The sequence below is a fragment of the Clostridioides sp. LIBA-6622 genome (genome assembly GCF_056716095.1).
This window is the reverse complement of sequence record NZ_CP196998.1, coordinates 3,540,775-3,566,433: the sequence shown is the minus strand read 5'-3', so window position 1 is coordinate 3,566,433 and position 25,659 is coordinate 3,540,775. Positions and strand designations below refer to the sequence as shown.

Genomic DNA, 25,659 nt, shown 5'->3' with positions numbered 1-25,659 from the left:
GGAGTGATACTAAAAAGATATACCTATGGTTGGATGGTAACATTGAGTTGGCCAAACCTTCAAATTTCAAAAAATTAATTTAAATGGAATATGGAGGAGAAAATGGGAAAATACAAGCAATTAGCACAAGACGTAGTAAAAAATGTTGGAGGAAAAGAAAATATTAGTGGACTAGTACACTGTATTACGAGATTACGTTTTACATTAAAAGATGAAAGTATAGCAAATGATGATGTGTTGAAAAATATGGAAGGTATTGTTACTGTAATGAAAAGTGGAGGACAATATCAAGTGGTTATAGGAAATCATGTTGAAGCTGTATATAAAGATGTAGTTGAAATAATTGACTTAAATGAATCAAGTACAAATTCGGAAACTAAAAAATCAGGTAGTATGTTAGATAAATGTATAGATATAATATCAGGAATTTTCCAGCCAGTACTAGGAATAATGGCAGCCTGTGGTATGTTAAAAGGTTTTAATGCTTTATTTGTAGCAATGGGATTATATAGTGATGTATCTGGTGTGTATATGGTAATAAATGCAACAGGAGATGCATTGTTTACATTTCTTCCTTTATTTTTAGGATATACTTCAGCTAAAAAGTTTGGTTTAAAACCAATGCTGGGATTAGCATTAGGAGCTGCAATGTGTTATCCTGCTATACAAGGCAGCAGTATATCAGCAGGTACAGATGCGATGTACACATTATTTAAAGGGACGATGTTTGCATCACCAGTATATATTGATTTCTTTGGATTACCAATAATATCAATGGATTACACTGGAACAGTTGTACCAATTATATTTATAGTGTATTTTGCATCTAAGTGTGAGAAATTATTTAATAAATTTATTCCAGACTTAGTTAAGTTCTTCTTTGTACCAATGCTTACGTTATTAGTAACAGTACCTGTTGCACTTATAGTTATAGGTCCTATAGCAACATTTGGTTCTACACTTATTTCACAAGTTGTACTTTCAGTAAGAGATTTTAGTCCATTATTAGCAGGTGCTATAGTAGGATTTACTTGGCAAATTCTTGTTATTTTTGGTATGCACTGGGGGTTTATCCCTGTATATATAAATAATGTTATGACTTTAGGATACGATAATGTTATGATGCCATTCTTTGCTTGTACATTTGCAAGTTCGGCAGTTGTATTAGCGATATTTTTTAAGACTAAAAATAAGAAATTAAGAGAGATGGCAATACCAAACTTTATATCTGGTATATTTGGAGTTACAGAACCAGCAATTTATGGAATGTTATTACCTTTAAAGAAACCATTTATAATAAGTTGTATCGCTAGTGGTATTGGAGGAGCTTTCTATGGATTCTTTAATCTTAGAAAGTTTATAACTGGAGGGATGGGGATATTCGAACTTCCAGCAATGATTGAACCAGATGGAGGAATGAGTAACTTAATAGTAGCTCTTTCTGGTATAGCTATATCAATGATTGTAGCTTTTGTATTAACTATGGTTTTATATAAAGATGAGAAAACAGAAGAGTCTAAAGAGGTAAAAAATAAAGTAGAAGAAGAAACAAAAGAAGTTAAGTCTGTTAAATTAGAAAAAGAGATAATAGCAAGTCCTATAAAAGGAGAAGTATTAAATTTAAGTGATATAGAAGATGCAGCATTTGCATCTGGTGTACTGGGTCAAGGTGTAGCAATAATGCCTAGTGATGGAAAAGTAGTTGCACCAGTAGATGGAGTGGTTACAACCTTATTCCCAAGCTTGCATGCTATAGGAATTCTTTCAGATGCAGGTGTTGAAGTGCTTATTCATATTGGATTAAATACGATTCAATTAGAAGGAAGAGGTTTTGAGGCATATATAAAACAAGGTGACAGGATTACAAAAGGTCAAACAATGCTAAAATTTGATATTGATGTAATAAAAGAGTCGCGATATAGTGTTGTAACTCCAATTGTTATTACAAATTCATCACAATTTTTAGATGTAGTAGAAACAGAAAGTAAAAGTACTGAATTAGAAGATAATCTGATTACAGTTATATTTTAGTAAAAGATTATGGTGTTAATAAAATACTAAGGTATTAATGAAAGACTAAAGTATTAGCATAAGTTAATGCTTTAGTGTGATTTTAGGAGGCTTAACTATGAGTTTTAGAAAAGATTTTCTTTGGGGAGGAGCTACTGCTGCTAATCAATGCGAAGGTGGATATAATGAAGATGGAAGAGGTCTAGCAAATGTAGATGTATGTCCAACAGGAAAAGATAGAACAGCAGTTATTACAGGAAAATTAAAAATGTTTGATTTTGATGATGAGCATTATTATCCAGCTCAAACTGGTATTGATATGTATCATAATTATAAAGAAGATATAAAGTTGTTTGGTGAAATGGGATTTAAAGTATACAGAATGAGTATTGCATGGAGTAGAATATTCCCAAAAGGTGACGAAGAAACACCAAATGAAAAAGGTCTTCAATTTTATGAAAATATATTTAAAGAATGTAAAAAATATAATATAGAGCCATTAGTTACTATTACACATTTTGACTGTCCTATGTATTTAATTGAAAAATATGGTGCATGGCGTAATCGTAAGATGATAGGTTTTTATGAGAAATTATGTAATGTCATTTTTAGAAGATATAAAGGATTAGTGAAGTATTGGTTGACCTTTAATGAAATAAATATGATTCTACATGCTCCATTTATGGGGGCTGGTATTTGTTTTGAAGAAGGTGAAGATATTGAAAAGATAAAATATCAAGCTGCTCATCATGAACTTGTGGCTAGTGCAGTTGCAACTAAAATAGCTCATGAAGTTGATGCAAATAATCTAGTTGGGTGTATGTTTGCGGCTGGAAGTGTATACCCTTATAGTTGTAATCCTAATGATGTATGGGAAGCTACAAAGCTAGATAGAGAAAATTATTTTTTTATAGATGTACAATCTAAGGGTAGATATCCCAATTATGCATTGAAGTATATGGAACAAAAAGGTATTACACCAGAAATGGAACCTGGTGATATTGAATTATTAAATAAACACACTGTAGATTTTATTGCATTCTCATATTATAACAGCCGTTGCGTTAGAACGGATAAAAGTGTAGATGATGTAGCTGAAGGAAATATATTTACATCTGCTAAAAATCCATATCTTTCATATAGTCAATGGGGATGGCCAATTGACCCACTAGGTCTAAGAATTACGTTAAATCATGTATATGATAGATATGAAAAGCCATTATTTATTGTAGAAAATGGATTAGGAGCTAAAGATATAGCTGATGAAAATGGTTATGTAGAAGATGATTATAGAATCGATTATTTAAGAGAACATATAAAAGCTATGTATGATGCAGTTTCTATAGATGGAGTAGATTTACTAGGATATACTATGTGGGGTCCTATTGATTTAGTAAGTGCTAGTACGGGTGAAATGGAAAAGCGTTATGGATTTATATATGTAGATAGAGATAATAGTGGTGATGGAAGTTTGAAAAGAAGTAAAAAGAAAAGTTTTGAATGGTATAAGAAAGTAATTGCTTCAAATGGTGAAGATTTGTATTAATATAAGAATAATATAAAACTAGTATTGAGTATAATTTTTTATTTTTGTACCAATTATTTAAACTTACAAAAATATATTGTAGAGATAACTTATAATTATTATATTAGATTGATTGTGGTTAATTTTAGATTTAATAGCTATAAAAATCTATTAAAATAGAATTAAATTAAGATGTGCCCTATAGAGTAGATACCTAAAAAATCTATTTTGTAGGGTATTTTAAATATCTAAAAGATGAGATAGATTAAGTATGTACATGGCGATAATAATTAAAAGAATTAATAGGCATAAAAAAGATGGTTCCTATTTAATATAGGAATCATCTAATTAATGTTGTATAGATTTTTTAAAATTATTTCTGATATTTATTTTTTACTTTGTTGTAGGCAAATATCTATACAGTTATTTAGCCATTTAATTTGACCTTCTTCTCTTATAATTGCACCATCTAATACAAGATAATCACCAAAATAATCATCATAAAAATCAGGAATTTCAGTATAAGCATCTTTTTGACTTATTAAAAATTCAAGTCTTTTACTATGCTCAATACATTGATGTTTAAGTAAAGCAATTCTATTCTCTAAATCTAGATTATTATAAAAATATACTCTCAATCTAAACTTATTTTTAGGAGTAGGTTCCATTGGGATGTCTTTAGATAACCAAATTAAAAACTCTTCTTTTCCTTTTTCTGTTATGTAGTAAACTTTTTTTTCTAACACATCACCACTAATTTCAACTTCATGAACTATTAAATCCTCATTAGTTAATTTTTTTAACTCTGGATAAATTTGACTGTGTTTTGCACTCCAAAATTCATTTAGTTGAAAATTAAACTCTTTACTTAAATCGTATCCTGTCATAGGTTTTCTATTTAATAGTCCTAATATCGCATATTTAAGGGTTCCCATATTTCACCTCTTTAGTATTATTATCAATAAGTATATTATATCATTTTTTATAAAAAAATAGGTTAAATAAAACAAATGTAAATACAAACATGTAATTTATTACATGTTTGTATTTACATGAAAACATTATTATGATAATATTAACGTAAATAAAAGGAATAGATTGAATTATTTGGAGGGGAAAAAATAATGAACTATACTAAAAAAAGATGGATTATATTAATCGCAAGTTGTTTTATTAATTTGTGCATTGGGTCAATCTATGCATGGAGTGTATTTGCTACACCTATGGCGGAATACTTAAGTGGAATTAATGGGACAGTATTTACTGCAGGAACTTTAGCAATAGTATTCACAGTTACTAATTCTGTTGGTCCTATAACTATGATTACTGGAGGACGAATAAATGATAAGTTTGGTCCTAAGAAAGTTATTTTTGTAGGAGGACTTATATTTGGAATTGGAATGATTTTATCTGGATTTTCAAAAAGTTTACCAATGTTGATATTAACATATGGAATCATACTAGGTCTTGGGGTTGGTATGGTATATGGATGTACAATAAGTAACTCTGTTAAATTTTTCCCAGATAAACGTGGGTTAGTAGGGGGAGTAACAACTGCTGCTTATGGATTTAGTTCTGTAATTATACCACCAATAGCAAATGGCATAACTGCTAACTTTGGTATTACAACAGCATTTAAGTCAATAGGGATAGTATTTCTTATAGTTGTATGTGGAGCATCATTTTTTATTGAAAAATGTCCAGATGATTTTGTCCCAGAAGGATGGATACCACCAGTTATGCAAGGCAAACAGTTAAAAAATAAAGATTGGAGAGAAATGCTTTCTTCACCTATATTCTATGTGATGATTATTTTATTAACATGTGGAGCGTTTTATGGATTGATGTGTACATCCATGGCATCTGCTTTAGCACAAAATATGATAGGAATGACATCAGCAACAGCTGCGATGGCAGTTTCTGTTTTAGCTTTATTCAATACAGCAGGCCGTATTGTAGCAGGCTATATATCAGATAAGATAGGTAGAATAAATACTTTATCAATGGCATTTCTAATTTCAATTGTAGGTTTATTGTATTTATCAACTTCAGTACAAGGAGAAATAGTGAAGTTTTACATAGGTATTTCTATTATAGGGGTATGTTTTGGGTCATTTATGGGGGTATTCCCAGGATTTACAGTAGACCAGTTTGGTCCTAAAAATAATAGTGTTAATTATGGAATTATGTTCATAGGATTTGCATTTGCAGGATATATTGGTCCTACAATAATGAAAAACGTTTATGCAGTGGATGGTAATTATACGAGAGCCTTCACAATAGGAATTGTTATGGCAATAATAGGCTTAGGATTAACCTTTGTTTATAGATTTGTAAATAATAAAGAAATATTAAAATATCAAAGTAAAAAAGTAAGCTAATATGGAGGAGATAATATTATGAAAAGAAAATATCCAAATTTATGCAAGCCAATTAAAATAGGAAATGTAATATTCAAAAATAGAATGTTTTCTGCACCAATGGGTGGAACAGATATAACAGCTGATTGTACAATAGGACCAAAGTCTACAGCATTTTATGAATTAAGAGCAAAAGGTGGGGCTGGAGCTGTAACTATAAGTGAATGTATGGTTCATCCAGAAACTGATGGTTCACATGCATATCATTTAGATTTAAAAGTAGTTGATTCTTTAGCTAGTTTTACATATACGGCAGATGCCATAAGACGTCATGGCGCAGTACCAAGTGTGGAACTATCGCATTCTGGTCAATATGCAGGAACTTACTTAGTGGATAAAAGCAAAAAGCAAGGTTTGTCACAGTACGGAGTAAGCCCAAGTATAAGGGCTGATGGTCTAGAAGTGAAGGAGTTAACTCAAGAATTAATAGATGATATAGTAAAATCTTATGGAGAAGTTGCAGGTCTTGCTAAAAGAGCTGGGTTTGAAATGATAATGGTTCATGGAGGACATGGATGGTTAATCAATCAATTCTTATCACCATACTTTAATAAAAGAACTGATAAATATGGAGGTACTTTAGAAAATAGAGTACGTTTCGCACAAGAAGTATTAGATAGTGTTCGTGAAGCTGTAGGTCCAGGATTCCCAATAGAATTTAGATTAAGTGGTTCTGAATTATTTGAAGGTGGATATGATTTAGCTGAGGGGATTGAAATATCTAAGCTATTAGAGTCAAGAATAGACTTACTTCATGTTTCAGCAGGAACATATCAAAGAGGATTTGGAATAACACATCCATCTATGTTTGTACCTCATGGATGCAATGTTTATCTTGCAGCAGAAATCAAAAAACATGTAAGAGTAGCAGTTGCAACTCTTGGTGGACTAAATGACCCAGCTCAAATGGAAGAGATAATAGCTAGTGGAAAAGCTGATGTAGTTGAAATGGCAAGATCATTGTTAGCAGACCATGAACTTCCAAGAAAAGTAATGTCAAATAGAGATGAGGATATAGTTAAGTGTTTAAGATGTTTCACTTGTATGGCTGAAAGAGCTGCAACTTCCACTAGAAGATGTACAGTAAATCCACTTATAGGTCGTGAAATAGAAGGTATGGAAATAACTCCAATATTAAAACCTAAAAAAGTTTTAGTAGCAGGTGGAGGTCCAGGTGGATTAAAAGCAGCAATAACAGCGGCACAACGTGGTCATAAAGTAATACTTTGCGAAAAATCAGATGCATTGGGAGGAATATTAAAAGGAGAACAAGCCATACCATTTAAATATGAGATGTATGAACTTGGAAATACTTTTAGTAAATTAGCAAAAGATGAAGGTGTAGAAATACGCTTAAACACAAACGTTACTAAAGGGTATGTAGAAAAAGAAAATGTGGATGCCCTAATAATAGCAGTAGGTTCATCTCCACTAGTTCCGCCAATTCCAGGACTTGATGGTGATAATGTGATAGTTGTAAACAATTATTATATAGAAAAAGATAAGATTGAAGCTGCGAAAGAAATAATAGTGCTTGGTGGAGGTCTTGCTGGATGTGAAACAGCAATACATTTAGCTAAAGGAGGTAAGAAGGTTCATCTAGTGGAAATGAGAAGTGAACTTGCTCCAGATGCAAATATAAGACATCGTCCAATACTTTTAGATGAAATAGAAAAACAAGGTGTTGAAGTACATACAGAATTTAGAGGATTAAAAGTATCAGAGGAAGGCGTTCTTTGTGCTGATAAAAATGGTAATGAAATTTTAGTTTCAGGAACACATGTTGTATGTGCACTTGGTCAAAGAGCTAATAGAAATATAGTAGATGAGCTAATAGATTGTGCTCCATATGTAGCACAAATAGGTGACTGTGTACGTCCATCTACTATAACTACTGCAGTATATCAAGGATATCATGCAGCACTTGATATATAATATATGTGAAGTCCATGAAATAAAAAAATATTTATGAAATCTTTGATAGGTTTATATAGATAGTATATTAAAATTAAACGAAAAAGAATTTTGATTATATGACTTAGTCATGATTTTGAGCATGTTACTAATTAGAAGCCAGAGTTCAAGTATATATGTGAAAATAGAGGAACACTCTATACATATATGCTTGGGTCTTTTTTATTGAAAGGAGATTAATCTTCCTGATTATAAAAAAATTGTCAGAATATATTGACAGAAGTAAACTTTGAAATTATAATTTATATCAAGAATAGTCTAATAATATGAAAGTTAGTATCTTTAAAATTTAATAATTTTTTGTGGCTATTTTGAGAATAATTTAAGACTAGTAACCCTATAATTTATCACTGATTTAATATGATAAATAACTTTATTTCTTAAAATGTGATTTTCAAAGTTATTAGATAAAATTTATTTTGAAGAAGGGAGAACAATATTAAATATAAGTTTATCTTTAAACTTAAAGAAAACCTGGAATAAAATATCTTTTAACAATAGTAATAGATATGTTATTAATTTATATTAGACATTTTAGGAATAATTTAAGACATATATAAAGTATAAATACTATATCAATATTTAAATTAATATAAATTTTCTAACATGTATATTAAAATTAAAGATAATTGTGGTACAATTCTATATTTATCCAATAATCTAGAGAGTTAATGGATAAAAAAATCTAGTAAGTTAATAGTTTATAGTTAACATTTAAAAAGGTAACTGTAGATATATTTATTTAGGTATTTTAAGAATAATTTAGGACGAATAATGAATGTAAAAGATATTAAGTTGTGCTATATGTAGTCAAAAGTAACTGCAAAATATACATTTTATAATTATTGTTTTATTGATAAAAAATTATTATATTCAGGAGGAAACAACAATGGAAAATTTTTGGAATCCACTTACATGCTTTACTGTATGTGTAATGATTTATGCTTTTAGTGAGTTCTTATCTAAGAAAACAAAAGGTGCAATTTCAACGTTGCTATTTGTATGTATTATATTTTTATTAGGGTTTTGGACAAATATTCTGCCAAAAGATGTTACAGGTGCATCAGGGATATTAGCTGCAATGAGTAACTTTGGTATAGCATTACTAATAACCAATTTAGGAACACTTATAAATCTTGAAGACTTATGTCACGAATGGAAAACGGTTGTAATTGCAGTAGTAGGTATTGTAGGCATAGCAGTTGGGTGTTTCACAGTGGGTAGTATGTTATTTGGTAGAGAGTATGCTTTAATAGCAGCACCTCCAATAGCAGGTTCTACTGTTGCTGGAATTATCGTGACAACTGTAGCAGAAGCAGCAAATAGACCTGAACTTGCAGCATTTGTAATTCTAGTCTTATCATTTCAAAAATTCTTTGGTATTCCTATAACAACATATTGTATAAATAAAGAATTAAAATTTAAAAGAGATAAGGGAGATTTTTTTAAAGATGAAATAAAAAGTAATTTTAGACTTCCAAGTATGAAGATTTTCAAAGAAGAGTCAAGTAAAAAATCATCCACTCTAGTATATCTTGCGAAACTTTCAAGTGTAGCTATGATTGGTAATTTTGTGGGATTGGCAACTATAATACCTGGATTTACTCCTACAAATTATTATTTAAATCCCAATATAGCATGTTTGTTAGTAGGGTTAATTTTTACAAGGATAGGCTTTTTAGAAAAAGGGATTTTAGATAAATCTCAATCTAATGGAATTATAATGTTTGGTTGTATGTTGATGTTACCTGGAGGACTTGCTAAGGTGACTCCGACAGCATTATTTGGAATGATTGTTCCAACTATAGGGATACTTGTTGTAGGTTCTGTATTTATAATATTATTTACTGCAATTGTGGGAAAGCTGTTAGGATATTCTCCAAGAATGTCAGCTGCAATTGGTGTAACTTGTATGCTTGCTTATCCAGCAACACAGATAATTTCTAACGAAGGTATTGATGCAATGGAAGGAACTGAAGAAGAAAAGCAAAGAGCAACAGATTATTTGTTACCAAAGATGATTATAGGAGGATTTGTTACTGTAACTATTGCTTCAGTGGCATTTGCTAGTATAATAGGTCCACTTATATTTGGTTAACATGAATATATTTATAGGGGGTATAAGTAATGATAGGAAGTATATCTATAAGTGAGATAGATGAAAAAAGATTTAAACTTGATGATTTGAGTAAAAAGATATGGGAAAATCCAGAAAAGGCATTTAGAGAGTTTAAGGCATGTGAGAATACAGCAAATTTTCTAAGATTCGAAGGCTTTAATGTAGAAGTAGGAGTGGCAGGTCTAGCTACAGCTATTAAGGCAAGTTTTGGTTCAGGTAAGCCAGTTATAGGTTTTATGGGAGAATTTGATGCACTACCTGGTTTAAGTCAAAAAGTTTCAACAAAGCAAGAAGCATTTGAATTGGGAGGTTATGGTCATGGATGTGGACATAATCTATTATGTACTGCACATGTAGGAGCAGTAGTGGGTCTTAAAAGAGAAATGATAGAAAATAATTTAAGTGGGACTATAGTGTTTTATGCATGTCCAGGGGAAGAACAATTAACAGGTAAAGGGTTTATGGCTAGAGGTGGAGCATTTGAAGGATTAGACTTAGCTATAAACTTTCATCCAAATAAAATTAGCGAAGCTACAGTTGGTATATCAACAGCTGTTAACTCTGTAAAATTTCATTTTAAAGGAAAAACTGCACATGCTGGTTCAGACCCTCAAAATGGAAGAAGTGCCTTAGATGCTGTAGAACTTACTAACGTAGGAGCTAATTATTTGAGAGAGCATGTTACTTCTGATGTAAGAATTCATTATACTATTACAGATGGAGGAGTAGCACCTAACATAGTTCCTGATAAAGCATCAGTATGGTACTATACAAGAGCTTTAAGCAGGGAGACTGTGGAAAATACATATGAAAGACTTATAAAAGTAGCAAAAGGAGCTGCAATGATGACGGAGACTGAGATTGAAGTAGAGTTTTTAGGAGGATGTTACAATACTCTAAACAATCATATTTTAGCAAATCTTGTATCAGAATGTATGGATGATATTAAACAAGAGCCTTGGACTCAAGATGAATTGGATTTTGCAGCTGAGTTAGATAGACAAAGTACACAACAATATAGTGCTATGATAGGTAAATATAATTTGCCAGAAGGAACTCATCTATATTATGGTGGAGGAAATGTTACAAATTTCAATAGTTATGGCTCTACTGACATTGGAGATGTAATGCATATAGTTCCTACAGCATACTTTTTTACAGGATGCACAAATTTATGTGCTCCTGGGCATAGTTGGCAGTTTACATCTTGTGCAGGAAGTTCTATTGGAGAAAAAGGTATGATATATGCAGCAAAAATTATGGCGATGTTTGGAGCTAAAATACTTAACAATCCAGAAATAGCTAAAAAAGCGAAGGAAGAATTTGATAAAAATATGAATGGAAAGACATATAAGTGTCCTATTCCAGATGATATTCCAACCCCTTAAATGAGATATAAAGTTTAAAATATAGTTTAACAGACAATAACATAAATTATTAATAAATATTCAAAAGGTATATCTTAAAATACAAATACAAGATATACCTTTTAAAAAATTATATAATTTTATTTACTGCTCAGTGATAAAAGATTTCTCTATATACTATATTTTAATATTTATCTTCTGATATAAATAATTTGTATACTCTTTCAGGTCTACCTTTTGTTGAGTTTTGTTTTTCATATAATATAGTAGCATTTCCAGATTTCAAGAGACTACTTAAAAATCTATTGGCAGTTCTTACTGTTACATTTAAACATGAAGATAATTCCTTAGGAGTAACTTCATCTTTTTGTAGAATTTCAATGACGGATATAATTTTTTGAATAGTAAGAGTAGACAATTTAGAATTTTTGGCAATTGTATTTATGTGTGGAGTTACTTTATTTGAAACTGTAAGTAACTTATCACATAGTAAAGGCCCTATTGTCTCATAACTTTCATTAACTAAGAAACTGTAATTTAAAGGATTTATTTTAGATTCCTTATTAGCATTTATGGCATTAGACATAGCTTGTTTTATGTTATTACCAATCCCATATCCAACACATACTTTAAGATTTATACTATTTTCAATAGATTCTTTTATATAACATGTAGTAAAATTTTTAGTTAATGATTTAATGGTCTCACATTTAGTAAAAATTTTAAAAGAGCTACTATCTTTCTCAATTATAAAATCAGTTAATTTATCTTTTTTTAGATTGTTTAATATTTTATAAATTTGGTCTATAGTATAATCATCATGGTTTGTATCTTTAACTGTTATATATATTACACCTGGTTGGTTTATCTTCATTCTATGTAAATTGATGTCTTTTATTAAGTTGTTAAAAGTGTTTTTTAATAAATCTATGTCAGGATATATGAAATGAAAATTTACTCCTGCATCTTGTAGCAGAGGAACAATACTACTAAAACGAGTAGTAGAAAAATCAATTTTACCTTCATTCCATAAATCAATATGTTTTTTTGCAATACTTTTTTCAAGTTCTGCTATATCATATAAACTCATTTTAGAGGCATTTGCATTAATACTACACATTAAATCTCCAAATGTGCCATTTGATAGATAATATGATATGTTTTTTGGATTATCTGCCCAATCCATTAGGTCAAAGTATGCCCTAGAAAAATCTAATGTATTGTATTTAAAAATAAGTTTTAGAAACATATCATAATAACTTTGTAAATCAGTACCAAAATCAACTAAAGGTTTTTTTATAGAACCAGCTTTTTTTGTAATAGCTTCCTTAGGGATAGGTCCACTGACTGCGAATCCATCAAATTTATCTTCAATTTCTAGATATAAATCTCCAACATGAGAAAAGTTATTATAAATATATATTTCAATTTCTATATTAATATTTAATTTTTTTATAGAATTCTCTACAAATTCTTTTAAAAATTCGGTTGTTATGATTGCTATTTTCATAGATTACTTCCTTTTCAATTATTATAATTATTTTATGTTAGATACTATCTTAATCTATTGTGTTAGTTAAAATTATATTCAAATTGAAATAAATAGTTTTTTATAAAATACGATTCTTTAGATAGATTAGTGTTTATAAACTTTAAATTAGCCGAATGATTATATTCATTTACCTATTTTATGATTATAAGCTTAACTGTTTGATATTTTTTAATATTTGTGTTAGTCATTTACCATTTATTTTAATTGAAATTATTTAATTATTAAATCATTTATATAACTTTTACTTTTTCTAGTCAAGACAAAAACTATATTTATTTGTATTATTATATATAATGATATCATGCTCAAATATTTATTGTCTAATTAATTATAATGTATTAAAAATGATAAATGGGTAATAGACATTATTACTGAAAATCGTGTCCATCATGAAAATCTATAAAGTGTCTCTCACATAACATTTTATAATTGTCAGTGTGATAGTTACCAGTAATTTAAAAGTAAAAGTATTGAATATATTGAATTGTAATAACTTTCTAGTAAATGGTTGAAAAATTAATAAATAATTTAGATATTCTTCAGTTATATGATTGTATTCTTTATTTATCCATTCTTTAGGTAAATACTTTGTCTTATTAGCTATCTTAGAAATATCAGTATAATTAACTTAGTACTTATGGGGAGTATTACTTGTCATAGCAGGAGTATTTATAGGATTAGGATCAGCTTTTGCAAATATGGAAAAATTTTCTGATTTGGGGCTTACTGGGTTAATATAGGAAGGTTCATTCATAAATGTGTTCTTTAAAGTAATATTGGGTAAATGAGCTAGGTGCAAGTGGAGTTATTAGGAAGAAAAACTCAGTTTAAGTTATATTTGGGCCAAGAGCTCCTAAAATTAAAGCTGTGTTAGGTGTAGATTAATAGATATAGAGCCATGCAAATTATATTACTTTGTATGGTTTTATTTATTTAATAGTAATAGACACGATATGTCTAATAATTAAATAGCTATACAAGCAAAAATAAGGATTCTTCTATATTTTTATGCTATAATTTAAACATATTTATAACAATTAAGGGGAAAAAAATGCAGGAATCAAAACAACTAATTATAAATTCAAAATATAGTAATTTATTAAATGAACTAAAAAAAAATTTAAAAGAATGTAAATCATTTTATTTTAGTGTAGCATTTATAAATTATAGTGGAGTACAATTGTTGCTAGATACATTTAAAGAATTGGAAGAAAAAAATGTAAAAGGCAAGATAATAACTACTACATATCTAAATTTTACAGAACCAAAAGCATTAGAAAAAATACAAGAATTTAACAATATAGATATGAAAATATTCATAGCAGATAGAGAAAAAGGTTTTCATACAAAGGTATATATTTTTGAAAATGAAGACCATTATAAAATTATAATAGGTTCTTCAAATATTACTCAAAGTGCATTAAAAAGTAATATAGAATGGAATGTAAAGATAGTTTCAAAAGAAGATGAGCCATTTATAAAAGATGTATTGAAGGAGTATGATAACCTTTGGAAGATGAGTTCAAATCTTAATGATGAAGTGTTACAAAGATATATGTTATTTTTAAATGAAATTAAAAGAGCAGAATCAAAAAGAAAAATGGTGTTTGATAATTTTGTACCAATTAGACCTAATAAGATGCAAATAAAAGCTATGGAAAACTTAGAAAGGCTAAGGACTCATGGAGAAAATAAAGCTTTAGTTATTGCTGCTACTGGAACAGGAAAGACATATATGTCCGCATTTGATGTAATGGAATTTAAACCTAAGAGATTATTATTCATAGTTCATAGGGAAGAAATTTTAAAAAAGGCCAAAGAAACATTTTATAGATTGTTAAAAGGAATGAATTTAAAAACAGGTTTATTTACTGGTAATAAAAAAAACTCTGACGCAGATTATCTATTTGCAACAATACAAACTATGAATAAGCATTATACTGAGTTTGAAGAGGATTGTTTCGATTATATTATAATTGATGAAGCTCATCATAGTGCCAGTAAATCATATTTAAATATTTTGAATTACTTTAAACCTAAGTTTACATTAGGTATGACTGCTACTCCAGAGAGATGTGACAGTTTAAGTGTATTTGAGCTTTTTGATAATAATGTTGCCTTAGAAGTTAGATTGCATGAAGCACTTGAAGAAGATTTAGTAATACCATTTCATTACTTTGGTATAACAGATGTTGAAGGTGTAGATTTAGAGAATGTTGATTTAGAGAATACATCAGAGTTAGCTAAACGCTTAATGATACACAAAAGAGTAGATTTTATTATTGAAAAAATGAATTTTTATGGACATGATGGACAGTTTAGAAAATTATTAGGATTCTGTGTAAATATAGAACATGCAAGGTATATGGCTGAAGAGTTTAAGAAAAGAGGTATAAATAGTGTTGCACTTTGTGGTGAGGATTCTATTGATAAAAGACAAGAATATATTGAACAATTAGAAAGTAATAAGGATAGTTTGCAGGCTATATTTACTGTTGATATATTTAATGAAGGTGTTGATATACCTTCTATAAATACTATTTTAATGCTACGACCTACTGCATCTCCTATAATATTTATTCAACAATTAGGGAGAGGGCTTAGAAAAAGTGGAGATAAAGAATTTTTAACAGTACTTGATTTTATAGGAAATCATAAGAAGTCCTTTTTAATAGCTATAGCTTTAAATGGTGCAAGATATTATGATAAGGATAGCATAAAGGTAGCTGTAAGTACTGATTTTGCTAATATACCAGGATGTACTCATATTCAAATTGATGAAATCTCTAAGGAAAGAATTCTAACACAGATTGATGGAGAAAATTTCAGGTCAGCACAATATTTGAAGGATGAATATAATCAATTCAAAATCTTATGTGGAGGAAGAGTACCATATTTCTTATTAGATTATATAAAATTTGATGGTTCACCAGACCCAGTTAAGTTTATAGATAAAGATGGGACTTATTTAAGTTTTATAGGTAAGATAGAAAAGGATGATAGTATTAAAACATTATTAATGGATAAGGATTTTGAAAAAATATTAAAAGAATTAAATGCTAGTTTACCTTTAAAAAGAATAAATGAATTTATCATACTTAAATATTTATTAAATTATGAGAGTATTAACATAGAAATAGCAACTAATGAAATATTAAAGTATATTAATAAAATAGACTATGATAGTGTAATTCATGCTTTTGAATGTTTGAATCATCAATATTGCGATTCATCAATAATAAAAAATAAGGTTAAACTAATAGAGTATAAAGGTGATACTTTGTATAGAAGTAGTATATTTACCCAAATAATTAATGATAAAAAATATAGAAAATATATAGAGGATGCTATTACATATGGGATTATTAGATATGAAAAAGAGTTCAAAGAAGATTACTATGGAGTACCATTCTTAAAGTTATATGAACAGTACAAAATGATTGATATAGCATTACTTTCTAATTATAGAAAGATTCATTCTGCATTTAGAGGGAGTGGACTTTTGGTTAATGGGAATGAATATTTCCTATTTATTGATTTACATAAGGAAGAAGGAATAGATGAAAGGATAAATTATAAGGACAAATTTCTAAATCAACATTATTTTCAGTGGCAATCTCCAAATTCTACACGACAGTCAACTGATAGAGGGAAGAATTTAATTCATAATAAAGATAGAAAAGTTAACTTACACTTATTTGTGAGAAAATATAAAGAAATAGATAAGAAGGCACAACCATATATTTATATAGGTAAGGGTGATTCTGTAGAATATAGAGGGGAAAAGCCTATAACCATGAAGATAAAACTTCATCAAGAAGTTCCTGTTAAAATATATAGAGAATTTATAAAAAAAGTAGAGGTAATGAAATAGGGATATATTAATATATCCCTATTTCATTACCTCTTTTACAATAGGGATATCTGCAGGAGCCCATACTAAAGAGCTTAAGTTTTCTTTTTTAAGGTAAATTAACTTGGAGTGTTCATTCGGAGTAGGAAACTCCTCTATTAATGAACATTTTATACCAATTAAGTTTACTATAATTTTTTCATATTCATGAGTATTTTCAGCAAATATAATATCTGCTTTCACTTTACAACTTAATTCTTCTTGTATTTCTCTTTCTATTGCATCAAATAAATATTCTCCTTCTTTAACTTTTCCACCTGGAAATTCCCAGTGATTTGGTAGAGACATATCTGGAGCTCTAAGAGCACATAGAATTTCATTATTCTCATTTTCTATAATTGCAGCAACTACTTTTATTATTTTTTTCAACTAAATCACCTCATAAAATAAAATACCATAATTAATAAATTTAAACAAATTTAAAATTATAAAGTTAATTGTAAATATAATAGTATATATATTTTTACTACTTGTACCTTTATAAATAGAAGATGCCATTTTAGATAAACTAAAGATTGTATCTAGTAATTATAAATTTTTTTATAATATATTTAAGGATAAGCTTATATAAGAGAAATGTATATGAATATATACATAAATGTTAAAATTAGTTGATAGAATTTAAATAATAAATTTAGTACGATAAATATAGGAGATATGAAAAATATGCTTAATACAAATTTGAAAAGACTAAGAAAAATTCATCAGTATACACAAGAGGATTTAGCTGAGAAGCTTAATATATCCAGACAATCAGTAGCAAAATGGGAAAGTGGAGAATCTGTTCCTGATATAGATAATTGTATTAAACTTGCAAAATTGTACAATGTCAAACTAGATGACTTAGTTAATCATTCAGAAGAAAAAACAGGTATTATAGTACCACCTAAAGGGAAATTTTTCTTTGGAGCTGTTGTAGTTGGAGAATGTGGTCAGATTGTTATTCCAAAAGAAGCAAGGGATATATTTAATATAAATACAGGAGATAAATTATTGATACTTGGAGATGAAGAAAGAGGATTAGGAATTGTTCATCAACGTGATTTAGTAAATTTCATAGGTCATATGGGAGTAACAGATAAAGAAGAGTGATTTTAAAAAATTATAAAAGGATGGATAAAGTATGAGTAAAATAGTATTTTTCAGCATTCCTGCATATGGTCATACTAATCCTACAATTGAAGTAGTTCGTGAATTAGTCAATAGAGGGAATGAAGTATTGTATTATTCTTTTAATGAATTTAAATATAAAATTGAAGATGCTGGAGCAAAATTTATTGGTTGTGATAAATATCTTCCAGAATTACGTCCTGAAGATGAGAAAAAAATTGGCAAAGATTTCTCTGGGTTAATTGATATGATAGTATGTACTACGATATCTTTGGAGGAAAAAGTATGTAGAGAACTTAAAGATTTTAATCCAGATTGTGTTGTATCAGATTCATTAAGCTTTTGGGGGAAGTTGTTTGCACAAAAACTTAATATTCCATATATATGCTCTACAACAACTTTTGCATTTAATAAATATACAGCAAAGATGATGAAGCAAAGTTTTATGGAAGTTATCCGTACGATTTTTGGTATGAGACTCATTAATAAAAAAATAAAGCTACTACAAAGAAAAGGATATGATGTAAAAAATTTTATCTCTATGGTTTCCAATGACAATGATACAAATACTCTTGTATATACATCAAAAGAATTTCAACCAATGGCAGAAACTTTTTCCAGTAAGTATTCCTTTGTAGGACCATCGGTATCAAAGTTGATTGTCGAACCTAAAGATAAAAAGAAAAAGCTTATATATATTTCACTTGGCACGATTAATAATAAAAATATTAACTTTTATGAAAACTGTATAAATGCATTTAAAGATTGTGATGTTGATGTAATCATGTCTGTTGGTAGAGATACTGACATTAAAAGTTTAGGGCATATACCAAATAATTTTGAAGTTAAAAATAGTGTTGAACAGATTGCTATACTTCAAGAAACTGATGTGTTTATTACTCATTGTGGTATGAATAGTGTAAATGAAAGTTTGTATTATGGTGTACCTATGGTCTTATTTCCACAACATTCAGAACAGAGAATGGTAGCTAATAGAGTTGCTTATTTAGGTGCAGGGATTATGTTAAAAGAAAATAGGTCAAGAAATATTAAAGATATAGTATTTAAAGTTATGAATAACAATGAATATAAAGAAAATGTAATTAAACTATCTAAAAGCTTTTATAATGCAGGAGGTTCAAAGAAGGCAGCTGATGTAATATTACAGTTGATAAAGTCATATTGTTGAGGATATAAATTTAGAAAAAATACTGACAGTGAGGTCTTTTAACCCACCAGTTAGGGCATATATATTGATGTTAAATATGAGGGATGTTATATTTTAATAGAAAAATATAACATCTTTTTTTTGTGAATGATGATAAGTTTTAAATAATAAAAGGAGGGAAATTAACATGAGAAAATATAAATTTATTTTATTAGTATTAATTATAGGTATTGTAGGTATATCAGGAAGTGTTGTATATAATAATTATTTCAAGCCATGGAAGGATGCTGAGATATATATCAATAAATATATGGAAAAACAAGGTGTTTCAGAAGATGATATAAAGAGTATTACAAAAGAAAAGGCAAAGAAAGCAAGTTACAAAGGAATACTGTATAGAGTAAATTACAAAGATGATTCACAGTATGAATATCAGTATTTTTATAGTGATGATTATTATGCTCTATATGTAAATAAAGTTATGCTACAAATTTATAATGTAGAAAATAATAAGCTTCTAAAAAGTAATGAAGAATTAAAAAGTGTTAGGTATCCACCAATTTATCTTAAAAAAGAGTTGGATAAATAGTTCATGATAAAATAGAATGATTTTTTATGGTAATTTACTTTAAAATAGTGCTATCATATTTAAATAAAAATTTATCATTATAGCGAAATATTCATAGTTTTAAAGATGTTGCAAATTATAAAAAGAACACAAATATATATGTGGAAATCTAGGGCTGTTTTATACATATATACTTGAGTTCTTTTTATTGAAAAGAGGAACATATTAAAATAATTTGAATAATAATGAAACATTAGTAAAAAAATAAAAATAAAATTATTGTATTTGTCATTGGTGAATTTCGTCAAATAGGAATGATAAAGAAAATGAAGTTTTACTATGAAATATGATAATGATGTATTGTTAAAAATTTTAAATATATAGATACAAAATTTAATACTGTATTAATTTCATTTTTTTATATGAAAATTAATACAGTACTAGACCTTATTTTTACAATACTTTATCTTGCAAATAGTGCTAGATTTTGATTTAAGTTGACAATCTATATAAGATTGCATACAATTAACTTAATAACTGAATAAATATATTTAAAGAGTAGGGAAGTTGGTGAAAATCCAACACGAACCCATCACTGTAAGCATGAATAAATTCCACATAATACCAGAGTTACTTGGCAAAATTGAGGGATTAAATGTGTAAGTCAGATACCTGCATTAAATATTAATAAATAAATTTAGGGGGGAGCAACTAAACTTATTATTTTGTATATGAAATTTAGAAATTGAAGTATACATATTAAAATGGGATGTTATAGCATTATTTGCTATAGCTTTTTTTATGCTCATATTTATAAACAAGGGGGAAGTATATAATGAGGAAGAACTCAAATAAGAAGTTAATTAGTGTGATTTTAACAGTTGTGTTAATGTTATCCTTGTTAGCTGGATGTAGTAAGCCAAAAGAAAAAAATGATGTTAGCAAAATGAATAATGAAAAGGAAGTAGTTTTAGCAGCAGCTAGAGATTTGGCTCCAGGAGAGCAAGATGCATATTACACAAGTTCAATACTTTATGTATGGGAGCCATTAATAGGGTTAGGTGATGATGGCAAACCAAAAGCAGAACTTGCAGAGAAGTGGTCAAATTCAGATGACTATAAAGAATGGACATTTACAATAAAGAAAGGTGTGAAATTCCATGATGGAGTAGAGTTAAATGCTGATTCAGTAGTAAAAAACTTTGAGCGTTATATGAGTATGAAAACTAAATCTTCACCTTTTTATTCATTTGATATAGAAAAAACATATCCTAATTTACAAGAGGTGAGTAAAGTTTCAGACTATGAAGTTAAACTTACTTTTAGCAAGCCAATATCAACTTTAATATATAATATGGCGAGGTTTGGAAGTGCTATGTATAGCCCAGAGTGTTTTGATGTGCAAACAGGAGATTTTACTAAGTATGCACAAGGAACTGGTCCATTTAAAATAAAAGACAGAGAAAAAGAACAATATGTTTTATTAGAGAGAAATCAAGATTATTATGGAGAGAAAAGTAAAGTTAAAAATGTAAGAGTAAATGTAATTAAAGATGCTCAGACTCGTTATACAGCACTTAAATCAGAAGAAATTATGGGTGTTATGGACCTAGGAGCAATTACTCCTGAGTTAGCAAGTGAACTAGTAAAGGATGAAAACTTTGAGATTAAATCATCTCCATCAACAATAACTCAATTTATATCAACAAATGGTACGAGAGCACCATTTAATAATGTAAAAATAAAAGAAGCATTAAGTTTATTGATAGATAGAGAAACTATAGTAAATAAATTTTATGGAGGATATGGAACTCCAACTATGAATATATTAAACCAAGGTTCTCCTTTTGGTAAGGAAATTAAACCTATTTATGATGCTGAAAAAGCAAAAAAAATCATAAATAACGAATTAAAAGGAGAAACAAAAGAGCTAGAATTTATAATTCCATCTTATGGAGTAGACCGTTACCCATATAAAACTGTGGCAGAGTATATACAATCTGTATTAAGTGAAGTTGGGTTAAATTCTAAAATAACTATACTTGATGGAGCTGCTTTTAAGGAAGCACAAAAAACAGGAAATTATGATATAGCTCTTCACACTCAAGGGCTTCCAAATGCAGAGCCATTTTCTATATTCGATAGTTATATGAGAAGTACAGGTTCAAGTAATATAGCTTATTCATTAGGTTATAAAAATGAAAGAGCAGATGAGTTGATAGCTAAATTAGAAAAAACAATGGATTTAGATGAAAGAAGTAAAATATATGATGAACTTCAAGATATATCAGCACAACATCCATCAGCTATACCATTATTTGAAGATGTTAACTTAATTGCCTATAATAAAAAAATAACTGGGTACAAGCCTACATTATATGGAACTACATTAGCAAGTATGGAGTGGAGTGAGTAGTGAAAAATTCATTTAAATATTTGATTAGAAGAATATTGATGACTATTCCTATTTTGATAGGAATAACATTTTTAGCATTTATATTGGGTGTTATAGCTCCTGGCGACCCAGCAGTTGAATATTTAAGCATGGATGGTATTTCTGCTCCTACAGAAGAAGAAATAGAAATAGTTAGAGAAGAACTAGGATTAAATGATAGTATTATAGTTCAGTATATTAATTGGACTAAAAAAGCTATAACTGGAGATTTAGGACTTTCCTATATCAAAAAGACATCTATAACAGAAGATATATTGAGAAGGTTGCCAATAACCTTCTCTTTATCTTTAATGGCTATGTTTTTTGTTATAGTATTGTCTATACCATTAGCTATAATCATGGCTCTTAGGAAGGATTCAGCTATAGATAAGATTGGGACTTTTGTATCATTATTTCTGACTTCTATCCCAGGATTTTGGTTAGCCATTATCATGCTAGGTATATTTTGTGAAACTCTTAGGTGGTTACCTACAAGTGGGTATGGAACAATTAAACACTTAATAATGCCTGGATTTGTTTTAGCAGCTGGAACAATAGGAACTGTAGCTAGGTTAAATAGAGCAACTTTAATAGAAAGTATGGGACAAAACTACATAACAGTAGCAAAGTCTAAAGGATTGCCAAATAGGATAGTTACTTTTAAGTATGCTTTTTTAAACTCTTTAATGCCTATTGTAACTGTTTTAGGAAACTATTTTGGTGCAATTTTAGGAGGCTCTACAGTAGTTGAAGTTATTTTTAGTATTCCAGGTATGGGAAGCTATGTAATACAAGGAATAATGAGTAGAGATTATCCTGTTGTACAAGGATATGTACTATTTACAGGAATTATATTTGTATTGTTTAGTTTAGTTGTAGATATATGTTATCTATTTCTTAATCCTAAAATAAGGATAGGAGGTAAATGATATGGAGAAATTTAAAGGAATATTATTTATACATAAAGTAGCTTTTTTGGTGTTAATAATTATGATACTTGTTGCTTTTTTTGCTCCTAAATTAGCTCCATATGACCCTAATAAGGTGCAAATGGCTGACAGGTTAATGGGAATATCTAAAGAGCATATACTTGGGACAGATACTCTAGGAAGAGATATTTTAAGTAGGATATTGTATGGAGCTAGAGTGTCTATATCTTTAGCGTTTGTAGCAACTTTGTTAACAATGATATTTGGTAGCTTTGTAGGCATAGTAGCAGGGTATTGTGGTGGTATAGTAGATATAGTAATTCAGTCGATTGTAAATATATTTCAAGGTCTTCCAAGTCTTAGTTTTATGATTGCCCTTGCTGGAGTTCTTGGTCCAGGAATAAAAAGTTTATTAATAGCAATAGTATTTACTTCTTGGGCTGGATTTTCAAGAGTAGTTAGAGGAGAAGTATTAAAGGTAAAAGAAGAAAAGTATGTTGAAGGTGCAAGAGCATTAGGTGCCAGTCATCTTCACATAATTTTTCATTATATAATTCCAAATATATTTGCTCCATTCATAGTACTATTTACAATAAGGATAGGTAAAAGTGTACTTTCTATGGCATCACTGAGTTTTTTAGGATTAGGGATACAGCCTCCACAGGCCGATTGGGGAGTTATGATAAATGATGCTAAAACTCATTTTAGAAGTTATCCTAATCTGTTACTAGCACCAGGATTTAGTATATTACTGTTGTGTTGTAGTATAAATTTAGTTGGAGATGCATTAAGGGACATGTTTGATGAAAAAAACAATTCTTTAAGTCAATATCTTTAGAAGGAATTAAAAAATATGAGTAGAGATATAAATATAAAAGATTTAAAAATTTATTTTAATACTAAGGAAGGAAAAGTGAAAGCTGTAGATGGAGTATCTGTAACTTTTCAAAGTGGTAAAGTTACAGGAATTATTGGAGAAACTGGTAGTGGAAAATCAGTACTCGGATTAGGAATTTTAAATCTTGTATCTAATAATTCAATTATTTCAGGTAGCATTTTATATGAGGATAAAGATTTACTAAAACTTAAGGAAAAAGAAATTAGAGAAATTAGAGGAAAAAAGATAGCATTAATACCACAAAATCCATCGAGTTCTTTCAATCCAATACTAAAGATAGGAAGTCATATTAATGAACTTTTCCATTATCATGAAAAAGAAAGGAAGGGCTCTTGTAAAAAGAAAAGTTTAGAGATATTAAGAAAATTTTCTTTTTCAAATACTGATTTAATTTATAATTCTTATGGTTTCCAACTAAGTGGAGGAATGAGTCAAAGGGCATTAGCAGCTATAGGGACAGCACTAAAACCAAACTGGATAATTGCAGATGAACCAACTAAAGGGTTAGATGCCATAATAAGAAAACAAGTATATGAGGTATTTTATGATTTAAGAAGTAATATGGGTGTTAGCATGGTACTCATAACACATGATTTAATGTTAGCTAAAAAACTCTGTGATGAAGTTATGGTTATGTATGCAGGTAAAATCATAGAAAAAGGTTCCAAAGATAGTATATTTAACAATCCATTACATCCTTATACAAGAGGTTTAATTGATTCACAACCAAGTAAAAAATTAATGCCTATTGATGGAATAGCACCAAGTCTAACAGACTTACCAAAAGGATGTAGGTTTTTTCCAAGATGTAAAGTTGCAAAAAAATCATGTTCTGATTATGAGCCAGTATTATTTGATGTTAATGGTTCAAAGGTGAGGTGTTTTATTTATGATAAAAATTTGTAATCTTTACAAAGAGTTTAGGAGTGGAATAATTAACAAGAAAATAGTCAAGGCAGTAGATGACGTATCATTTGAAATAGAAGAAGGAAAGACTTTGGGTCTTGTGGGAGAAAGTGGGTGTGGAAAATCAACTTTATCAAGGCTTATTTTAAGACTTATTAAATCTGATGGAGGCAAAATTTATTTTAATGGTAGAGATATAAGTAATTATAATTTTTCTAAGATGAGGAATTTAAGAAAAGAGATGCAAGTAATATTTCAACATCCAGATTCGGCTCTAAGTCCTAAGAAAACTATATATGATAGCCTTATAGAGCCATTAAAAATTCATAAAATCTATGAGAAGAATAAATCAACAGAACTTATAAGGGAATATTTAAGTTTTGTTGGACTTAGTGAAGAAATCTTAACTAGATACCCATATCAAGTAAGTGGAGGACAAATACAAAGAGTTGCTTTAGCTAGAGTACTTTTATTAAAGCCTAAATTTATAATATTGGATGAGCCTACATCAATGTTAGATGTATCTGTGCAGGCTCAAGTTGTACAAGTCTTGAAGAAAGCTCAAAGACAGTTTAATATAACCTATTTATTTATATCTCATGATATAGACTTAGTTAAGGAATTTAGTGATGAAATTGCAGTTATGTTAAATGGTAAAATAGTTGAAATTATAGGTTCAAAAGAATTATATAAAGGTGCAAAGCATGCTTATACTAAAGAGCTTATCGAGAATTTTATTAACTTTTAGAATATAATCACCAGTCAT

General features: G+C 28.9%; 18 protein-coding genes, 1 pseudogene and 1 riboswitch. Of the genes and pseudogenes, 16 read left to right on the top strand and 3 right to left on the bottom strand.

All coding sequences use genetic code 11. From position 1 onward, the window contains the following. Positions 1–102 precede the first annotated feature (102 nt). Both ACTG47_RS16595 and ACTG47_RS16590 read left to right on the top strand, forming a co-directional pair. Positions 103–2,031: a beta-glucoside-specific PTS transporter subunit IIABC gene (locus tag ACTG47_RS16595; protein ID WP_479925382.1), complete on the top strand. Its 1,929-nt coding sequence runs from the start codon at positions 103–105 to the stop codon at positions 2,029–2,031. 97 nt (positions 2,032–2,128) lie between these two features. Further along, positions 2,129–3,556, top strand: coding sequence for a 6-phospho-beta-glucosidase (locus tag ACTG47_RS16590; protein WP_479925381.1), 1,428 nt, complete (start codon positions 2,129–2,131; stop codon positions 3,554–3,556). 365 nt (positions 3,557–3,921) lie between these two features. On the opposite strand, the gene ACTG47_RS16585 is transcribed toward ACTG47_RS16590, so the two are convergent. After that, entirely contained in the window at positions 3,922–4,470 is a 549-nt protein-coding gene (locus tag ACTG47_RS16585) for a PadR family transcriptional regulator (RefSeq protein ID WP_169469123.1), read from the bottom strand. Positions 4,471–4,659: 189 nt separating this feature from the next. On the opposite strand from ACTG47_RS16585, the gene ACTG47_RS16580 reads away from it, so the two are divergent. The 4 genes from ACTG47_RS16580 (at position 4,660) to ACTG47_RS16565 (ending at position 11,436) form a co-directional block, all read left to right on the top strand. After that, entirely contained in the window at positions 4,660–5,916 is a 1,257-nt protein-coding gene (locus tag ACTG47_RS16580) for an L-lactate MFS transporter (protein ID WP_479925380.1), read from the top strand. An 18-nt stretch (positions 5,917–5,934) separates the two neighbouring features. Continuing rightward, on the top strand, positions 5,935–7,890 hold the full coding sequence (locus ACTG47_RS16575) for an oxidoreductase (protein ID WP_479925379.1): 1,956 nt from the start codon (positions 5,935–5,937) through the stop codon (positions 7,888–7,890). 928 nt (positions 7,891–8,818) lie between these two features. Then, positions 8,819–10,027 (top strand): hypothetical protein, encoded by a 1,209-nt coding sequence (locus tag ACTG47_RS16570; RefSeq protein ID WP_479925378.1) that lies wholly within the window; start codon positions 8,819–8,821, stop codon positions 10,025–10,027. 29 nt (positions 10,028–10,056) lie between these two features. Beyond that, the gene (locus ACTG47_RS16565; protein ID WP_479925377.1) at positions 10,057–11,436 is read left to right on the top strand and encodes a M20 family metallopeptidase; all 1,380 of its coding nucleotides are present in this window, start codon (positions 10,057–10,059) and stop codon (positions 11,434–11,436) included. Between the two features lie 163 nt (positions 11,437–11,599). Here the strand turns inward: ACTG47_RS16565 and ACTG47_RS16560 are convergent, their stop codons facing one another. Next, on the bottom strand, positions 11,600–12,925 hold the full coding sequence (locus ACTG47_RS16560; RefSeq protein ID WP_479925376.1) for a hypothetical protein: 1,326 nt from the start codon (positions 12,923–12,925) through the stop codon (positions 11,600–11,602). 1,093 nt (positions 12,926–14,018) lie between these two features. Here ACTG47_RS16560 and ACTG47_RS16555 point away from each other — a divergent pair. Beyond that, complete coding sequence (locus tag ACTG47_RS16555; RefSeq protein ID WP_479925375.1) at positions 14,019–16,841, top strand: DEAD/DEAH box helicase; 2,823 nt, start codon at positions 14,019–14,021, stop codon at positions 16,839–16,841. A gap of 18 nt (positions 16,842–16,859) precedes the next feature. Here ACTG47_RS16555 and ACTG47_RS16550 read toward each other — a convergent pair whose 3' ends face one another. After that, positions 16,860–17,249 (bottom strand): (deoxy)nucleoside triphosphate pyrophosphohydrolase, encoded by a 390-nt coding sequence (locus ACTG47_RS16550; RefSeq protein ID WP_479925374.1) that lies wholly within the window; start codon positions 17,247–17,249, stop codon positions 16,860–16,862. A gap of 288 nt (positions 17,250–17,537) precedes the next feature. On the opposite strand from ACTG47_RS16550, the pseudogene ACTG47_RS16545 reads away from it, so the two are divergent. The 9 genes and pseudogenes from ACTG47_RS16545 to ACTG47_RS16505 form a co-directional block, all read left to right on the top strand. After that, a pseudogene (locus ACTG47_RS16545) lies at positions 17,538–17,729 on the top strand (helix-turn-helix transcriptional regulator); the annotation flags it as partial. Between the two features lie 27 nt (positions 17,730–17,756). Then, positions 17,757–17,972 carry an AbrB/MazE/SpoVT family DNA-binding domain-containing protein gene (locus ACTG47_RS16540; RefSeq protein ID WP_479927093.1) on the top strand — a complete coding sequence of 72 codons (216 nt, stop codon included), beginning with the start codon at positions 17,757–17,759 and terminating at the stop codon, positions 17,970–17,972. Between the two features lie 31 nt (positions 17,973–18,003). Next, positions 18,004–19,179 carry a macrolide family glycosyltransferase gene (locus ACTG47_RS16535; RefSeq protein WP_479925373.1) on the top strand — a complete coding sequence of 392 codons (1,176 nt, stop codon included), beginning with the start codon at positions 18,004–18,006 and terminating at the stop codon, positions 19,177–19,179. A gap of 166 nt (positions 19,180–19,345) precedes the next feature. Next, positions 19,346–19,747, top strand: a complete 402-nt coding sequence (locus tag ACTG47_RS16530; protein ID WP_479925372.1) for a DUF3139 domain-containing protein — start codon at positions 19,346–19,348, stop codon at positions 19,745–19,747. A 516-nt stretch (positions 19,748–20,263) separates the two neighbouring features. Beyond that, positions 20,264–20,400, top strand: a riboswitch (cobalamin riboswitch). 161 nt (positions 20,401–20,561) lie between these two features. After that, the gene (locus ACTG47_RS16525) at positions 20,562–22,142 is read left to right on the top strand and encodes an ABC transporter substrate-binding protein (protein WP_479925371.1); all 1,581 of its coding nucleotides are present in this window, start codon (positions 20,562–20,564) and stop codon (positions 22,140–22,142) included. Continuing rightward, positions 22,142–23,089: an ABC transporter permease gene (locus ACTG47_RS16520; RefSeq protein ID WP_479925370.1), complete on the top strand. Its 948-nt coding sequence runs from the start codon at positions 22,142–22,144 to the stop codon at positions 23,087–23,089. The genes ACTG47_RS16525 and ACTG47_RS16520 overlap by 1 nt, the downstream gene beginning before the upstream one ends. Before the next feature lies 1 nt (position 23,090). Next, complete coding sequence (locus ACTG47_RS16515) at positions 23,091–23,927, top strand: ABC transporter permease (protein ID WP_479925369.1); 837 nt, start codon at positions 23,091–23,093, stop codon at positions 23,925–23,927. A gap of 15 nt (positions 23,928–23,942) precedes the next feature. Next, positions 23,943–24,893, top strand: a complete 951-nt coding sequence (locus tag ACTG47_RS16510) for an ABC transporter ATP-binding protein (protein ID WP_479925368.1) — start codon at positions 23,943–23,945, stop codon at positions 24,891–24,893. Further along, positions 24,877–25,641, top strand: a complete 765-nt coding sequence (locus tag ACTG47_RS16505) for an ABC transporter ATP-binding protein (RefSeq protein ID WP_479925367.1) — start codon at positions 24,877–24,879, stop codon at positions 25,639–25,641. The genes ACTG47_RS16510 and ACTG47_RS16505 overlap by 17 nt, the downstream gene beginning before the upstream one ends. Positions 25,642–25,659 lie beyond the last annotated feature (18 nt).

Bases quoted from the DNA above. Each gene is read 5' to 3' on its own strand.
- ACTG47_RS16535 (WP_479925373.1), top strand. From the start codon at position 18,004: ATGAGTAAAATAGTATTTTTCAGCATTCCTGCATATGGTCATACTAAT.
- ACTG47_RS16505 (WP_479925367.1), top strand. From the start codon at position 24,877: ATGATAAAAATTTGTAATCTTTACAAAGAGTTTAGGAGTGGAATAATT.
- ACTG47_RS16555 (WP_479925375.1), top strand. From the start codon at position 14,019: ATGCAGGAATCAAAACAACTAATTATAAATTCAAAATATAGTAATTTA.
- ACTG47_RS16565 (WP_479925377.1), top strand. From the start codon at position 10,057: ATGATAGGAAGTATATCTATAAGTGAGATAGATGAAAAAAGATTTAAA.
- ACTG47_RS16590 (WP_479925381.1), top strand. From the start codon at position 2,129: ATGAGTTTTAGAAAAGATTTTCTTTGGGGAGGAGCTACTGCTGCTAAT.
- ACTG47_RS16510 (WP_479925368.1), top strand. From the start codon at position 23,943: ATGAGTAGAGATATAAATATAAAAGATTTAAAAATTTATTTTAATACT.
- ACTG47_RS16595 (WP_479925382.1), top strand. From the start codon at position 103: ATGGGAAAATACAAGCAATTAGCACAAGACGTAGTAAAAAATGTTGGA.
- ACTG47_RS16575 (WP_479925379.1), top strand. From the start codon at position 5,935: ATGAAAAGAAAATATCCAAATTTATGCAAGCCAATTAAAATAGGAAAT.
- ACTG47_RS16585 (WP_169469123.1), bottom strand. From the start codon at position 4,470: ATGGGAACCCTTAAATATGCGATATTAGGACTATTAAATAGAAAACCT.
- ACTG47_RS16580 (WP_479925380.1), top strand. From the start codon at position 4,660: ATGAACTATACTAAAAAAAGATGGATTATATTAATCGCAAGTTGTTTT.
- ACTG47_RS16560 (WP_479925376.1), bottom strand. From the start codon at position 12,925: ATGAAAATAGCAATCATAACAACCGAATTTTTAAAAGAATTTGTAGAG.
- ACTG47_RS16525 (WP_479925371.1), top strand. From the start codon at position 20,562: ATGAGGAAGAACTCAAATAAGAAGTTAATTAGTGTGATTTTAACAGTT.
- ACTG47_RS16515 (WP_479925369.1), top strand. From the start codon at position 23,091: ATGGAGAAATTTAAAGGAATATTATTTATACATAAAGTAGCTTTTTTG.
- ACTG47_RS16570 (WP_479925378.1), top strand. From the start codon at position 8,819: ATGGAAAATTTTTGGAATCCACTTACATGCTTTACTGTATGTGTAATG.
- ACTG47_RS16530 (WP_479925372.1), top strand. From the start codon at position 19,346: ATGAGAAAATATAAATTTATTTTATTAGTATTAATTATAGGTATTGTA.